Source organism: Burkholderia sp. MSMB1589WGS (assembly GCF_001636105.1).
GTDB classification, from domain to species: Bacteria; Pseudomonadota; Gammaproteobacteria; order Burkholderiales; family Burkholderiaceae; genus Burkholderia; species Burkholderia humptydooensis.
Genome location: NZ_LNJT01000006.1, coordinates 105,696 through 118,761 on the forward strand (window position 1 = coordinate 105,696; position 13,066 = coordinate 118,761).

The following is a 13,066-nucleotide window of genomic DNA, read 5'->3' on the forward strand; positions in this document are numbered from 1 at the left end:
CGATAGACTCGTCGCCAACCAGAACACCCCGACGCCCCGTCGCCAGCTCACTCGCCCATCGATGCGCTATTCGGTCGAAATCAGGAAGTTTTTCTACAGCCAGTATTTCTTCGGCGGCCTACGGATCGCGCTCGGCGTGTCGCTGCCCGCCGTGCTGAGCCTCATCGTGCTGCACGACCGCGAGCTCGGCTTCACGATCGCCACGGGCGCGCTCGGCGCATGCGTCGTCGACATGCCGGGCCCGCTCAAGTACAAGCACAACGAAATGCTCGCGTGCAGCGTGATCGGCTTTTTCTCCGCGCTCGCCACCGGGCTCGCGACGCCGCACATCTTCGCGCTGTGGCTCACGATCGTGCCGCTCACGTTCGCGCTGTCGCTCATCGTCGTCTACGGCAACCGCTGGCCGCAGATCAGCTTCGCGACGCTGTTCATGATGGTGATGACGCTCGAGGAGAAATTCACGCCGCTGCAGGCGCTCGTCAACGCATCGTGGATTCTCGCGGGCGGGCTCTGGTACACGTACTGGGCGACGATCGTGTCGCGCTGGCAGGCGCGCCGCATCGAGCAGCAGGCGCTCGCCGAAAGCCTCTTCGCGTGCGCGTCGTACCTGCTCGCGCGCGCGGACTTCTACGATCTCGACGCGGACCTCGACGAGTGCTACCGCAATCTCGTCGCGAGGCAGATCACCGCGGTGGAGACGCAGGAAACCGCGCGCGACATCGTGCTGCGCAACCTGCCGAAGCTGCGCCGCGGCAAGCTCGACCCGGGCCGCACGATGATGTTCAACCTGTTCATCAACAGCGTCGACCTGCACGAGATGTTCGTCGGCGCGCACACCGATTACCCGCTCGTGCGCAGCACGTTCGGCGGCTCGGACCTGATGATCTTCTACCGCGACCTGATCCGCAAGGCGGCCGCCGATCTGGAGGAGATCGGCTTCGCCGTGCTCGAGAACCGGCTGCCGCATTCGCGGATCAGCGTGAAGGCCGAATTGCGCGCGATCGAATACGAGATCGAGCTGATGCGCAAGAAGCAGTTCGCGGCGACGAACCCGGAAGCGTACGCGGCCGTGCTCGCGACATTCCGCCGGATCTGGAGCGCGACGCGCCTCATCGACAAGATGCGCCGCAACCTGTCGGGCAGCGCCGACGCGCAGCAGACCGAACTGAAGATCGACAAGGCGCTCACGCGCTTCCTGCAGAAGCGCCGGATGTCGCCGCTGCTCATCTTCTCGAACCTGAACATGGGGTCGCCGAGCTTCCGGCACGCGCTGCGCGTGACGATCGCGGTCGCGGTCGGCTTCTGGCTCGGGCGCCTGCTGCCGCTCACGAACGCGTACTGGATCGTGATGACGAGCATCATCATCCTGAAGCCCGGCTATTCGCTGACGAAGCAGCGCAACGTGCAGCGTATCGTCGGCACGCTGATCGGCTGCGCGGCGAGTCTCGCGCTGATCTACACGGTGCGCGAGCCGCACGTGCTGATCGCGTTCATGTTCGCGTCGATGGTGATGAGCTACAGCCTGCTGCTTTTCAACTACGCGGCGAGCGTCGTGTTCACGTCGTCGTACGTGCTGCTGCTCTTCCATCTGCTCGCGCCCGGCAACATGCGGATCATCGGCGAGCGCGCGATCGACACCGTCGTCGGCTGCATGATCGCGATCGCCGCGAGCCGGCTCTTCCCGTACTGGGAATACCGCGCGATCGGCAAGCTCGTCGCCGACGTGCTCGCGACGACGCGCAAGTACTTCGAGGCGACGTGGCGCGCGGGCCGCGGCAAGACGGCGGCCGCCGTGCCCGTGGCCGTGCCCGTGGCCGACGGCGCGGCGGCCGTGCCGGCGGTCGCGGCCGTCGTCGACGCGGCGGCCCCCGGCCTCGACGGCGACTATCAATACCGGCTCGCGCGCAAGAACGTGCACATCGCGTTCGCGAACCTCGGCCAGGCGTTCCAGCGGATGATGCTCGAGCCGAAGGCGCACCAGAAGTTCGTGCCGGAGTTGAACGACCTGCTCGTGCAGACCCACGTGCTCGGCGCGCAGATCACCGCCGCCGCGCCGCTGTTGCGCCACGCGTGCGAGCAGGCCAATCCGCCCGCGCTCGAGCGCGGGATGGCCGCCGTGCGCGAGCATCTGGAGCGGGCCGAGGCCGGCGCGCCGCCGCCGCCGAACCAGGCCGACGCAACCCGGCAACTGACGCGCGAGCTCGATTCGATGGTCGTCGACGCCGAACGCTCGGACGCGAGCGCCGATCTCACGCACGACCTGAAGGTGCTCGCGCACCAGTGCAAGCAGATGCTCGCGTCGTCGCTGCTGATCCGCAAGGACGCGAGCGTGATCCGGCTGCCCGAGTGAGTCGCCCGCGTCACCCTTTCCTTTCCACCGTTTCGCGCCGCGCACGTACTCAGGGATTCCCTGACTACTGCCCGCGCGCGTCGATTGGTATGATCCATTCCGCGCCAAGTTGTCTATACAACTTTTCGGGCGCGAGCGCCGGGCCTGCTCGTCCGGCCGACGACACCAATCATTCGGAGACACGATGAAGAACTTGCAGCGCCATCTGAGCGCGCGGCACATCCGCTTTCTCGCGCTCGGCTCGGCGATCGGCACGGGCCTCTTCTACGGCTCGGCGTCCGCGATCCGGCTGGCGGGCCCCGCCGTCATCCTCGCGTACATCGTCGGCGGCGCGGCCGTCTACATGGTGATGCGCGCGCTCGGCGAAATGGCGGTGCGCGAGCCCGTGCCCGGCTCGTTCGGCCACTACGCGACCGAGAACCTCGGCCCGTTCGCGGGCTTCGTCACCGGCTGGACCTACACGCTCGAGATGGTGATCGTCGCGATCGCCGACATCACCGCGTTCGGCATCTACATGGGCTTCTGGTTTCCGGACGTCCCGCAGTGGATCTGGGTGCTCGCGATCGTCACGATCATCTGCGGGCTCAACCTGTGCCACGTGAAGGTGTTCGGCGAGCTGGAGTTCTGGCTGTCGATCGTCAAGGTGGGCGCGATCGTCGCGATGATCGGCGGCGGCGCCGCGATCCTCTTCACCGGGATGACGCTCGGCAGCGGCGGCGCGCCGTCGCTCGCGAACCTGTGGTCGCACGGCGGCTTCTTGCCGAACGGCGTGGGCGGCCTTGTCGCGTCGCTGTCGGTCGTGATCTTCGCGTACGGCGGGATCGAGGTGATCGGCATGAGCGCGGGCGAGGCGAAGGAGCCCGAGCGCGTCATTCCGCGCGCGATCAACGCGGTGCCGATGCGCATCCTGCTCTTCTACGTGCTGACGATGGTCGTGCTGATGTCGATCTTTCCGTGGACGGGCGTCGGCGCGAACGGCAGCCCGTTCGTGCAGATCTTCTCGGCGCTCGGCGTGCGCTCCGCGGCCGAGATCCTGAACCTCGTCGTGATCAGCGCGGCGATCTCCGCGATCAACAGCGACATCTTCGGCGCGGGCCGGATGATGTACGGAATGGCGCTGCAGGGCCAGGCGCCGCGCGCGCTCGCGGCGATGTCCGCGCGCGGCGTGCCGTGGGTCACGGTGCTCGTGATGGCGGGCGCGCTGCTCGTCGGCGTCGTGCTCAACTACCTGATGCCGAAGGACGTGTTCCTGATGGTCGCCGCGATCGCGACGTTCGCGACCGTGTGGGTCTGGCTGATGATCCTGCTGTCGCAGGTCGCGATGCGCCGCCGGCTCTCGGCGGCCGAGACCGCCGCGCTGAAATTCAAGGTGCCGTTCTGGCCGATCGGGCCGGCGCTCACGATCGCGTTCATGGCGTTCGTGATCGCGATGCTCGGCTACTTCGACGACACGCGCGTCGCGCTCTTCGTCGGCGCCGCGTGGCTCGCGATGCTCGCGCTCGTGTTCTACACGCGGGTCCGGCCGCGGCTCGCCGCCGTCGCGCGCTGACGCGGCAGACGGGCGCGGCATGCGCACGCCCCGGGAGCGCTGGCGCGCCGCTTGCGGGCGCCGGCGCGGCCGCGCCGCCCGCGTTCGCGCGCGATCAGCCGTGCGCGGACGCGGCGCTCGCCGACGACGACGCGTGCGGATGCGCTTCGTCGTATTCGTGCTTCTGCGAAATCGCGTTGTACAGGATCGTGCCGATCACGAGCGCGATGACCACGACGATCAGAATCGCCACGCCGAATACCGGATTCTTCTTGCTGCGGGGATCGTTCATCGCCTGTTGCGCTCCGTCAAAAATTCGTCAAGCCGGCATTCTACGCGCAACCGCATCGCCATCGCGGCGCGCGGCGCGCCGCCTGCGCCCGGTGCCCGTCGCCCGGTGCCCGTCGCCCGATTCATCAGTCTTTTTGCGAGCGATTCGCATTTGCGAATCATTCCCGAATCATTCTCATTTCGCATTACAATTCGAATCTTTCGTTTTGTAATGTTCGCTCCGTGATGGCCGCGCGGCCTGCCTGACGGAGCGGCCCGCCCACCGCACGTCTTTCGCCGGAGCCCCCCATGTTCGTCAAGCAAGCCCGCCCGCTGCTGCGCGCGCTCGCGTTCGCGCTCGCCGTCGCCGCCCCCGCCGCGCACGCGGCGAACGAAGTCAACCTGTACACGACCCGCGAGCCCAAGCTGATCCAGCCGCTCGTCGACGCGTTCACGAAGCAAAGCGGCATCGCCGTCCACACGGTGTTCGTCAAGGACGGCCTGCTGGAGCGCGTGAAGGCGGAAGGCGCGCGCTCGCCCGCCGACGTGCTGATGACGGTCGACATCGGCAACCTGCTCGACCTCGTCGACGGCGGGCTCACGCAAGCCGTGCGCTCGGCGTCGCTCGACGGCGCGATCCCCGCGAACCTGCGCGGCGCGGCCGGCGACTGGTACGCACTGTCGCTGCGCGACCGCGTGCTGTACGTCGACAAGAACCTGAAGCTCGACGCGATCACGTACGAGTCGCTCGCCGATCCGGCATGGAAAGGCAAGGTCTGCATCCGCTCCGGCCAGCATCCGTACAACACCGCGCTCGTCGCCGCGATGATCGCGCACGACGGCGAAGCGGCGACCGAGCGGTGGCTGCGCGGCGTGAAGGCAAATCTCGCGCGCAAGGCGACGGGTGGCGACCGCGACGTCGCGCGCGACATCCTCGGCGGCATCTGCGACGTCGGGCTCGCGAACGCGTACTACGCCGGCCACATGAAGCACGCGGCGCCCGGCACCGATGCGCGCCGGTGGGGCGACGCGATCAAGGTCGTGCGCCCGACGTTCGCGAACGCGAAGAGCGGCGGCACGCACGTGAACGTGAGCGGCGCGGCCGTCGCGAAGCACGCGCCGAACAGGGACAACGCAGTGAAGCTGCTCGAATACCTCGCGTCGCCGCCCGCGCAGGCGCTGTACGCGCAGGCGAACTACGAATATCCGGTGCGCGCGGGCGTCACGCTCGATCCGGTGATCGCCGGCTTCGGGCCGCTCAAGGTCGATCCGCTGCCGCTCGCCGAGATCGCGAAGTACCGCAAGCGCGCAAGCCAGCTCATCGACAAGGTCGGCTTTGACAACTGACGTCGACGCGCCGCTCGCGCGCCGCCCGCGCCTTTTGCGCGTCGCCGCGCGCGGCTGGCTCGCGGGCGCGGTGGCGATCGCCGCCGTCGTCGGCACGCCGCTCGCCGCGCTCGCGTGCGCGGCGCTCGGCGCCGACCTGTCGCACTGGCGGCATCTGGCCGCATTCGTGCTGCCGCAAGCGGCCGCGAACACGCTCGCGCTGCTCGCGGGCGTCGGCGCGATCGTCACGTGCGTCGGCACGGGCGCCGCCTGGCTCGTCACCGCCTACGACTTCCCCGGACGCCGCACGCTCGCGTGGGCGCTGCTGTTGCCGCTCGCGGTGCCGTCGTACATCGTCGCATTCGCGTATCTCGACCTGCTGCACCCAATCGGGCCCGTGCAGTCCGCGCTGCGCTGGGCGCTCGGCTTCGACAGCCCGCGCGAATTCCGCCTGCCCGATCTGCGCTCGCTGCCGGGCGCGATCGTCGTGCTCGGCTTCGTGCTGTATCCGTATGTTTATCTGTGCACGCGCGCGATGTTCGTCACGCAATCGGCGAGCCTCGTCGAAGCCGCGCGCACGCTCGGCGCGGGCCGCATCGAAACCTTCTTTCGCGTCGTATTGCCGCTCGCGCGGCCGGCGATCGCGGTCGGCGCGAGCCTCGCGCTCCTCGAAACGCTGAACGACGTCGGCGCGTCCGAATTCCTCGGCGTGCAGACGCTCACCGTGTCCGTCTACACGACGTGGGTCACGCGCTCGGACCTCGCGAGCGCCGCGCAGATCGCGCTCGCGATGCTCGCGATCGTGCTCGGCGCGCTCGCGCTCGAACGCTACGGCCGCCGCCGCGAGCGCTATGCGCACGGCCGCCGGATGCGCGCGATCGAGCCGCGGCGGCTGCGCGGCGCGGCCGCCGCCGGCGCGGCGGCGCTCGGCTGGCTGCCCGTCGCCGTCGGCTTCGGCGCGCCCGCCGCGTATCTCGTCCACGAAACCGCGAAGCGCCTGCACCTCGTCGGCGGCGTATCGGCCCAGTTGCTCGCGAGCCTCGCGAACACGCTCGCCGTCGCGCTCGCCGCAACCGTCGTCACGCTCGGGGGCGGCATCGTCGTCGCGTGGGCAACGCGCCGCGCGCGCGACAGCGCGCGGTTCCAGCCGAGCCGCGTCTGCGCGCGGCTCGCGAGCATCGGCTACGCGGTGCCGGGCACCGTGCTCGCGATCGGCCTGCTCGCACCGCTCGCGCTCGCCGATCGCGCGATCGCCGCCGCGCTCGAGCGCGACGCGCTCGTGCTGATGGGCTCGGCCGCCGCGCTCGTGATCGCGTATGCGATCCGCTTCCTCGCGATTCCCGCGGGCAGCGTCGAGGCCGGTCTCGCGCGCATTCCGGCGTCGTTCGAACAGGCGTCGCGCACGCTCGGCGAATCGGCCGGCATGACGCTCTGGCGCGTGCACCTGCCGCTGTTGCGCCCGGCGCTCGGCGCGAGCGCGCTGCTCGTGTTCGTCGATGCGATGAAGGAGCTGCCCGCGACGCTGCTGCTGCGCCCGCTCAACTTCGACACGCTCGCGACCTGGCTCTACGCGGAAGCCGCGCGCGGCACCTACGAGGAAGGCGCGGTCGCGGCGCTCGCGATCGTCGTCGCGGGCCTCGTGCCCGTGATCGTGCTTGCGCGCACCCAACTGAAATCCGGATCCTGACATGCCCGCCATGCTGCTCGAACTGAACGCCGTCACGCTCGCCTACGACACGCCGCGCGGCCGGCGCACGATCGTCGATCGACTGAACCTCGCGCTCGAGCGCGGCGCGATCGGCTGCCTGCTCGGCGCGTCCGGCTGCGGCAAGACGACGGTGCTGCGCGCGATCGCGGGCTTCGAGCCGGTGCGCGCGGGCGAGATCGTGCTCGCGGGCGCCGCGCTCGCGAGCCGCGACGCCGACGTGCCGCCCGAGAAGCGCCGCGTCGGGATGATGTTTCAGGACTACGCGCTGTTTCCGCACTTGTCTGCGCAGCAGAACGTCGAATTCGGGCTGCGCCGCACGCCGAAGACGTCGCGCCGCGCGCGCGCCGGGCAGATGCTCGAGCTCGTCGGCCTGACCGACGCGGCGAACGCGTACCCGCACGAGTTGTCCGGCGGCCAGCAGCAGCGGATCGCGCTCGCCCGCGCGCTCGCGCCGTCGCCGGAGCTGCTGCTGCTCGACGAGCCGTTCTCGAATCTCGACGTCGACACCCGCGAGCGGCTCGCGTTCGAAGTGCGCGACATCCTGAAGGCGGCGGGCCACACGGCGCTCTTCGTCACGCACAACCAGGCGGAAGCGTTCGCGCTCGCGGACCGCATCGGCGTGATCGACGACGGCCGGCTCGCGCAATGGGATACGCCGTACAACCTCTATCACCGCCCGGCGAACGCGTTCGTCGCGGATTTCGTGCGGCGCGACGCGCTCGCCGACGAGCGCCGGCGCGCGCTCGAGCGCGGGCGCTGAGCCCCGCGCGCCGGGCGCAGCGCGCCCGCCCGGTTCGATCAGCCCGCGCCGCCGTCGCGCACCGGCAGCGCGGTCGAATACTTGATCTGCTCCATCGCGAACGACGAGCTCACGTCGAAGAGCGGCACCGAGCGGATCAGCTTCTTGTAGATGCGGTCGTAGTCGTCGATGTCGGCGACGACTACGCGCAGCAGATAATCCGTCTCCCCGCTCATCCGGTAGACCTCGACGACTTCCGGCATGTCGCGCACCACCTGCGTGAAGCGTGCCGCCCACTCCTCGGTGTGCTGGTTCGTGCGCACGGCGACGAACACCGTCGTCCCCACGCCGAGCTTGCGCGGGTCGCACAGCGCGACCTGCGCGCGAATCGCGCCCGTCTCCTTGAGCCGCTGAATCCGCTTCCAGCACGGCGTCTGCGACAGATTCACCCGCTGCGCGAGTTCGGCGATCGGCAGCGTCGCGTCCTCCTGCAGCAGTTCGAGCAACTTACGATCGATCGCGTCCATTTCCCCAGTCCCTAGCGAATAGAAAATTATTCTATTCATTATCCGCATGAGGGAACAATATGGAATCCGTTTCTCCAGGTCGACCGGTATAAATACGTACCGACCCGCGCAAGTCGCCGCGGGCAATGGACGACCGAGTCAACGATGAATCACGCCGCCTCCTCCCCCCCGCATGCACCGGATACGCATCCGAAGCCGCGCGAGCGCGCCGCGCCGGCGCCGACGCCGATCGCGCGTTTTTGCGCGCGGCTCGACGCCGCATTCGACGCGCTCGCCAACGAAGCCGCGCCGTCGCGGCATCCGGCGTTCGCGCGCGAACTGCGCGCCGCGCTCGCCGAAGCCGCCGCGGCGCCCGACCTCCTCACGCCCGCCCAGCGCGAGAGCGGCGCGGAGGGCTATCGCCGCCACCTGCTCGCCGCCGATCCGGCCGGCCGCTATGCGGTCGTGTCGCTCGTCTGGGAGCCGGGCCAATGGAGCCCGGTGCACGGCCATCATGCGTGGTGCGGCTACGCGGTGCTCGAAGGCGGGCTCACCGAGATCGTCTACCGCTGGAGCGACGCGGCCTGCTGCGCGATCGACGCGCGCAAGCGCGCGCGGCCGACGGGCGCGGTGTCGTATGTGCGCGCGGGGCGCGAGGCGATCCACCGGCTCGGGCATGCGGGCGCGAAGCCCGACGCGCCCGCGATCTCGCTGCACGTGTACGGCGTCGCCGGCGAGCAGGTGGCGACGCACGTGAACGACGTCGTCGCGGTCGACGCCGGCGCGTATGCGTGACGAGCCCGCGCTTGCCGGCGCTCGCGCGAGCACTGCGGCGGCGCGCCCCACGCGGCGCCGCGCCGCCTGATAGACTCCGGCGCGTCCTTCACGAAGCGATCCCCCAGCCCCACGGCGCACACCATCGACATCCTGGCCATCTCGGGCAGCCTGCGCGCTGCGTCGACCAACACCGCCCTGCTGCCAGCGGCCGCCGCGCTGGCGCCCGTCGGCATGCGCGTCGCGCTGTTCCAGCGGCTCGGCGAATTCCCGCTGTTCAATCCGGATGTCGAGCATCCGATGCCGGAACCGGTCCAGGCGTTTCGCGACCGGCTGAACGCGGCCGCCGGCGTGCTGATCGCGAGTCCCGAGTATGCGCACGGCGTGACGGGCGTGATGAAGAACACGCTCGACTGGAGCGTCGGCTGCGAAGCGATGGTGTACAAGCCGGTTGCGGTGTTCAACGCGTCGCCGCGCGCGGCGCACGCGGACGCGGCGCGCTAATTCCGCGCCGCGGCGCGCGAGCGTGCTCGAACAGGCCCGAGCCCGGCTTCGCCGCGCACGCGCGGGCGGGGCGGCGAACCGGGCACAGCATGCGCGTCACGCGCCTTGCGCGCCCCGCTTGCCCGCCGCATCCGCGCGGACATCGGCATGCGGTCCGACGCGGCCGTCGCCCGCTTCGGCACTCGTCTCGGCGCGCCCGGCCCGCCCTTCTCCGCCGCGCGTCGCGTCACCGACAGCCGCGACGCCGCCCGCCGCCGTCGTATAGACATGCATTCGCGGCAACGGAATCTCGATCCCGGCATCGTCCATCCGCTGCTTGATCCGCGCATTGAACGCGCGCATCACCGTCGATTGCTGCTGCGGGCGCGTGCGGATCTGCCCCTTGACGACCATCCAGTTCGGCTCGAAGCGATCGAGCCCCCAGACCTCGACTCCGCCGAGCATCGACCGGCGCACCGCGGCGTCGCTCCACAGATCTGCGCCCGCGTCGCGCACGATCCGCAGCACCCGGTCGAGATCCGCGGAGAACGGCGCGCGCACTTCGAACACCGCGTAGCCGTAGTCGCGCGACAGGTTCTTGACGATCTTGATCTGCGAGAACGGAATCGAATGGAGCGCGCCCTGCCCGTCGCGCAGCCGCACGGTGCGGATCGTCAGATGCTCGACGGTGCCCGCGTGGCCGCCGTCGACATCGATCCAGTCACCGACCGAGATCGTGTCCTCGACGATGATGAAAAGCCCGGTGATCAGATCGGACACGAGCGACTGCGCGCCGAAGCCGACCGCGAGCCCGATCACGCCCGCGCCGGCGAGGAGCGGCGTCACGTTGATGCCGAGGTTCGCCGCGGTGACGATCGCGGCGACGGTGACGATCGTCACGAACGCAACGTTGCGCACGAGCGGCAGCATCGTGCGCGCGCGCACGCTCGGGTTGCGCCCCTTGCCGCGCGACGACGACGAGCCGAGCGCCTCGAGAATCGCGGTGTCGACGACGATCCACGCGAGCCACGCGACGAACAGCGTGACGACGATCGCCGTCACGGCCTGCGCGATCCCGCGCGCGGCGACGCTGTGCTCGGCGATCCGCGCGAGCGAAATGCCCCACAGGTGCGACGTCAGCTCGATGTAGCCGAGCCAGATGAAGAGCGTCGCGAGCGAGCCCGCGAAACGCACGAGCCGCGCGACGTACGCGGAGCGGTGGCGCCGCGTGTGGCGAGCCGGCTGCGGCCGCGTGACGCGCAGCGCGACGGCCGACAGGAAGAACGCGAGCACGAGCAGCAGCGCGCTCGCGATCGAGATACGCAGCATGTCGTTCGACGAACGACTGCCGAGCAGCGTGCCCGCGACCGACGCGATCACGAGCAGCAGCACGGGTGCGGGCCAGAGCGCGGCCGCGAAGTCGATCATCTCGGTGGTCGCGCGTTGGCCCGTGCGCTGCGCGTGGCTGCGGTTGCGGATCAGATGGGCGACGGGCCGCCGGTACGCGAGCGCGAAGCACGCGCAGAGCACGGCGGCCGTCATGCTCGACATCGTCGACACGAGGCTCGACAGATCGACGCCGAGTTGCCACGTGACGTCGCGCTCGAGCGCCGCGTCGCCGAGCGCGCTGAACGCGCCGATCAGGCGCAGCAGCCGCCACGAGCGCGTGATCAGCACGCGCCCCGCCGCGCGCCGGTGCCCCGCGCTGAAGAGCGCGAACATGATGAGGCACAGCGCCGCGAACACCGAGCCCGACACGATCGCGTAAGCAGCGACGAGCGCGAGCGTGCGGCCAAGCGAATCGGGCAAGCCGCGCGCGATCGCGAGCACGGCCGCGAACGATACGACCCAGGGCCCGACGCGCCGCAGCGCGAAAATCAGCATCCCCTTCGCACTCGGATTCGGATCGAGCTTGACCGCGATGCCGAGGCGCGCCCAGATCCGATGCTGCCCCCAGATCAGCGCCGCCGCGCACGCGAGCCAGCCGGCCAGCATCAGCACGAGATCGAGCAGGATTCGCGCGGGCGGCTGCGGCCCCGCGCCGCTCGCGAGCCCGTACAGTTCGCCGCCCGCCGCGCGAAGGCGCGCGGACCAGTAGTGCAGCGGCGTGTCGCGCTCGCGCAGGCTCGCTTCGACGGACGCCATGCCGGACGCGATCGCGCCAAGAAGCCCCGTGCCCTTCGCGTCGGACGCCGCCGTTGCGGCGGACGCAGGTTGTGGGGCCTGCGCTGCCTTTGCGACGTCGCGCAGTTGCTTGAGTTGGGCGACGAGCTGCGTGCGCTGCCGGTCGTTGTCGAGCATCCGGATGACGGCGTCGAACGAACGCGCAATCTCGGCTGCGCTCGCCGGCGACGGCGCGGACGCCGGCGCGCCCGATGCCGCCGCTGCCGCCACCGCGCCCGACGCCGGCGCGGCGGCGTCCGGCGCGGCGGCGGGCACGATCAGCTTCTGGAACGCGGCAAGGCCCGAATTGGCCGCGGCCCGCGCGGCGTGCGGCGCAACGGCGAGGGCGAAGCCGGCGAGAACGATCGCCAGCGCGGCGCCGCGAGCGAAGAGCAGGCGAGGCGAAATCGGCATGCGATCGTACGAGTGGTGACGACGATCGCCAGTGTAGCCCCAACGGGCGCCCGCGCCGCGATCAGTAAGCGGCCGTCGCGATCTGCCGGACGAAGCGGTTCTGCTCGATCTCGTCGACGAACGCGATCGCATAGTCCTCGGCCGAGATCTTGCTGTTGCCTTGCGCATCGACGATCAGCCTGCCCGCGCCGGTGCGGAACCGGCCGGTGCGCTCGCCGGGCGCGATCAGCGCGGCGGGCGAGAAGAACGTCCAGTCGAGGTCCTGCACGGTCGACAGGTAGTCGTACGCGTCGCGGTGCGCGAGCGCGACGGCCCTGTACGCGTCCGGAAAGCCCTCGGTATCGACGAGCTGCCTGCCGGGCGCCACTTCGAGCGTGCCCGCGCCGCCCACGACGACGACGCGCGTCACGCCCGCCTTGCGCGCCCCGTCGACGAGCGCCTTCGCGACCGCGACGACCTTCGACGCATCCTCCTGCTTCGGCCCGTAGGCGCTCGCGACGACGTCCTGGCCTTCGAGCGCGGCGGCGATGCTCGCCGGATCGAACAGGTCGGCCGCTTTCGAGGCAACGTTCTCGGCGCTCGCCGCCGGATTGCGCGACAGCGCCGTCACCCGATGGCCGCGGCGCGCCGCTTCGGCCGCGATCCGCGAGCCGATCATGCCGGTTGCGCCGAACAGGGCGATGTTCAAAGTACGTTGCGTCATGTCGATTCTCCTGGTTGGCGAATATGTAACTCAAATAATTACATATTCATTCGAAAAAAGAGGGATCCACGATCCCCATCATAGTCAACTCGACCCGGCAGC

General features: G+C 70.0%; 11 protein-coding genes and 1 pseudogene. 8 read left to right on the forward strand and 4 right to left on the reverse strand.

Features of this window, described 5'->3' with window-relative positions:
• Nucleotides 1–61 precede the first annotated feature (61 nt).
• The 3 genes from WT16_RS02845 to WT16_RS02850 are packed head-to-tail and all read left to right on the forward strand — an operon-like array spanning nt 62 to nt 3,899.
• The gene (locus tag WT16_RS02845) at nt 62–2,350 is read left to right on the forward strand and encodes an FUSC family membrane protein (RefSeq protein ID WP_063532669.1); all 2,289 of its coding nucleotides are present in this window, start codon (nt 62–64) and stop codon (nt 2,348–2,350) included.
• Complete coding sequence (locus WT16_RS30055) at nt 2,347–2,538, forward strand: rod shape-determining protein MreB (RefSeq protein WP_075644861.1); 192 nt, start codon at nt 2,347–2,349, stop codon at nt 2,536–2,538. Before WT16_RS02845 ends, WT16_RS30055 begins: the two co-directional genes overlap by 4 nt.
• Nucleotides 2,535–3,899 (forward strand): amino acid permease, encoded by a 1,365-nt coding sequence (locus WT16_RS02850; RefSeq protein WP_063532670.1) that lies wholly within the window; start codon nt 2,535–2,537, stop codon nt 3,897–3,899. The genes WT16_RS30055 and WT16_RS02850 overlap by 4 nt, the downstream gene beginning before the upstream one ends.
• 94 nt (nt 3,900–3,993) lie before the next feature.
• Here the strand turns inward: WT16_RS02850 and WT16_RS02855 are convergent, their stop codons facing one another.
• Nucleotides 3,994–4,170, reverse strand: a complete 177-nt coding sequence (locus WT16_RS02855) for a hypothetical protein (protein WP_006026257.1) — start codon at nt 4,168–4,170, stop codon at nt 3,994–3,996.
• A gap of 287 nt (nt 4,171–4,457) precedes the next feature.
• Here WT16_RS02855 and WT16_RS02860 point away from each other — a divergent pair, with 287 nt between their 5' ends.
• Genes WT16_RS02860 through WT16_RS02870 form a run of 3 tightly spaced genes read left to right on the forward strand, consistent with a single transcriptional unit; the run spans nt 4,458 to nt 7,942 of the window.
• Nucleotides 4,458–5,495 carry a Fe(3+) ABC transporter substrate-binding protein gene (locus WT16_RS02860; RefSeq protein WP_063532671.1) on the forward strand — a complete coding sequence of 346 codons (1,038 nt, stop codon included), beginning with the start codon at nt 4,458–4,460 and terminating at the stop codon, nt 5,493–5,495.
• On the forward strand, nt 5,485–7,161 hold the full coding sequence (locus WT16_RS02865; protein ID WP_063532672.1) for an iron ABC transporter permease: 1,677 nt from the start codon (nt 5,485–5,487) through the stop codon (nt 7,159–7,161). The genes WT16_RS02860 and WT16_RS02865 overlap by 11 nt, the downstream gene beginning before the upstream one ends.
• Before the next feature lie 10 nt (nt 7,162–7,171).
• The gene (locus WT16_RS02870; RefSeq protein ID WP_197486455.1) at nt 7,172–7,942 is read left to right on the forward strand and encodes an ABC transporter ATP-binding protein; all 771 of its coding nucleotides are present in this window, start codon (nt 7,172–7,174) and stop codon (nt 7,940–7,942) included.
• Nucleotides 7,943–7,980: 38 nt separating this feature from the next.
• Here WT16_RS02870 and WT16_RS02875 read toward each other — a convergent pair whose 3' ends face one another.
• Complete coding sequence (locus WT16_RS02875) at nt 7,981–8,448, reverse strand: Lrp/AsnC family transcriptional regulator (RefSeq protein WP_009892050.1); 468 nt, start codon at nt 8,446–8,448, stop codon at nt 7,981–7,983.
• 144 nt (nt 8,449–8,592) lie between these two features.
• On the opposite strand from WT16_RS02875, the gene WT16_RS02880 reads away from it, so the two are divergent.
• Together WT16_RS02880 and WT16_RS02885 are read left to right on the forward strand one after the other, a co-directional pair.
• Nucleotides 8,593–9,222, forward strand: coding sequence for a cysteine dioxygenase family protein (locus tag WT16_RS02880; RefSeq protein ID WP_006026252.1), 630 nt, complete (start codon nt 8,593–8,595; stop codon nt 9,220–9,222).
• A gap of 69 nt (nt 9,223–9,291) precedes the next feature.
• Nucleotides 9,292–9,699 (forward strand): annotated as a pseudogene (locus tag WT16_RS02885) (NADPH-dependent FMN reductase); the annotation flags it as partial.
• A gap of 102 nt (nt 9,700–9,801) precedes the next feature.
• Here the strand turns inward: WT16_RS02885 and WT16_RS02890 are convergent.
• Together WT16_RS02890 and WT16_RS02895 are read right to left on the reverse strand one after the other, a co-directional pair.
• The gene (locus WT16_RS02890; protein WP_197486448.1) at nt 9,802–12,261 is read right to left on the reverse strand and encodes a mechanosensitive ion channel domain-containing protein; all 2,460 of its coding nucleotides are present in this window, start codon (nt 12,259–12,261) and stop codon (nt 9,802–9,804) included.
• A 61-nt stretch (nt 12,262–12,322) separates the two neighbouring features.
• Nucleotides 12,323–12,964: an NAD(P)H-binding protein gene (locus tag WT16_RS02895; RefSeq protein ID WP_063532674.1), complete on the reverse strand. Its 642-nt coding sequence runs from the start codon at nt 12,962–12,964 to the stop codon at nt 12,323–12,325.
• Nucleotides 12,965–13,066 lie beyond the last annotated feature (102 nt).

Coding starts and splice junctions, on each gene's coding strand:
- WT16_RS02895 (WP_063532674.1), bottom strand. CDS start 12,964: ATGACGCAACGTACTTTGAACATCGCCCTGTTCGGCGCAACCGGCATG.
- WT16_RS02850 (WP_063532670.1), top strand. CDS start 2,535: ATGAAGAACTTGCAGCGCCATCTGAGCGCGCGGCACATCCGCTTTCTC.
- WT16_RS02875 (WP_009892050.1), bottom strand. CDS start 8,448: ATGGACGCGATCGATCGTAAGTTGCTCGAACTGCTGCAGGAGGACGCG.
- WT16_RS02880 (WP_006026252.1), top strand. CDS start 8,593: ATGAATCACGCCGCCTCCTCCCCCCCGCATGCACCGGATACGCATCCG.
- WT16_RS02890 (WP_197486448.1), bottom strand. CDS start 12,261: ATGCCGATTTCGCCTCGCCTGCTCTTCGCTCGCGGCGCCGCGCTGGCG.
- WT16_RS02855 (WP_006026257.1), bottom strand. CDS start 4,170: ATGAACGATCCCCGCAGCAAGAAGAATCCGGTATTCGGCGTGGCGATT.
- WT16_RS02870 (WP_197486455.1), top strand. CDS start 7,172: ATGCTGCTCGAACTGAACGCCGTCACGCTCGCCTACGACACGCCGCGC.
- WT16_RS02845 (WP_063532669.1), top strand. CDS start 62: ATGCGCTATTCGGTCGAAATCAGGAAGTTTTTCTACAGCCAGTATTTC.
- WT16_RS02860 (WP_063532671.1), top strand. CDS start 4,458: ATGTTCGTCAAGCAAGCCCGCCCGCTGCTGCGCGCGCTCGCGTTCGCG.